General features: G+C 66.8%; 1 protein-coding gene. It reads right to left on the bottom strand.

The genetic code is table 11. From position 1 onward, the window contains the following. Nucleotides 1-51 precede the first annotated feature (51 nt). Nucleotides 52-1164 carry an alanine dehydrogenase gene (gene ald / locus O4220_RS27685; RefSeq protein WP_269608745.1) on the bottom strand — a complete coding sequence of 371 codons (1113 nt, stop codon included), beginning with the start codon at nt 1162-1164 and terminating at the stop codon, nt 52-54. Between the last annotated feature and the right edge of the window lie 138 nt (nt 1165-1302).

The following is a 1302-nucleotide window of genomic DNA, read 5'->3' on the forward strand; positions in this document are numbered from 1 at the left end:
GCGACTGCGCCTACTGCTGGTGGTTGCGGTGGGCGCAGTCGTCTTTGTGGTTCAGGCGGGTACGCGGTCGGCGTGCAGGCTCGGCAGGTCCGGGAATGCGTCTGCGACTCCGGGGTAGACGATCCGGCCGTCGCGGGTGTTGACGCCCAGTGCCAGCGCGGGGTTGGCGGTCAGGGCGGCGTCGACGCCTTGGTCGGCCATCTGACGCAGGTAGGCCAGCGTGGCATTGGTCAAGGCCTTGGTCGAGGTTTGGGGTACTCCGCCGGGCATGTTCGCCACGCAGTAGTGACGGATGCCCTCGACGGTGAAGATCGGCGACTCGTAGGTGGTGGGGCGGGAGGTCTCGAATGCGCCACCTTGGTCGATGGCGACGTCGATCAGGAGTGCACCCGGCTTGAGCAGTGCGAGCTGTGCACGTGAGACGACTTTCGGTGCTGCCCGTCCGGGGACGAGAACTGCGCCCACGACTGCGTCTGCTCGCGCGAGTTCGGTGTCGAGGGTCTGGGCGTCGGAGACCAGTGTGCGTGCTCGGCCACCGAAGAGGATGTCGAGTTCGCGGATCCGCTTTCCGGAGGTGTCGAGGATGGTGACTTCGGCTTGCATCCCCAGAGCCAGGAGTGCGGCCTGGGTGCCGACGACTCCGCCGCCGATGACCAGAACCCGGCAGGGCGCGACACCGGGTGATCCGCCGAGCAGCATGCCGGGGCCACCGCCGGGCATGGTCAGGTGGGTGGCGGCTGCGTGCGCGGCCAGTCGACCGGCGAGCTCGCTCATGGGAGTGAGCAACGGTAGGCCGGTGTTGTCCTGCACGGTCTCGTAGGCGATGCCGAGTGTTCCTGCGGCCAGCAGAGCTTCGGTGAGCGGGCGGTCTGCGGCGAGGTGCAGGTAGGTGAACAGGGTCAGGTCCTCGCGCAGGAATGGGTATTCCGCGGCGATCGGTTCCTTGACCTTGACCAGCAGTTCGGCGCGTTCCCAGGCCTCGGCCTGGGAGGTGAGGTGGGCACCGACGGCGGTGTAGTCGTCGTCGCTGAACCCTGCGCCGTCACCGGCACCGCGTTCGACGAGGACGGTGTGGCCGCTACGAACGAGGTCGGCGGCACCGCCGGGGGTCAGCCCGACCCGGGCCTCTTGTGGCTTGATCTCTTTGACAACGGAAATACGCATGACAGAGACACTTTCGTTCTAGGGAGAAGTGAATGGATGTGGGTAGTTCACGTGCTGGGGCGGCGGGCGATGTTGTAGAAGCGCACGTTCTGGTACTCCTCGAGCCCTTCGGCACTGCCCTCACGACCGAGACCGGAC

It is taken from the genome of Rhodococcus ruber, from assembly GCF_027270735.1.
Classification (GTDB): Bacteria; Actinomycetota; Actinomycetes; order Mycobacteriales; family Mycobacteriaceae; genus Rhodococcoides; species Rhodococcoides rubrum_A.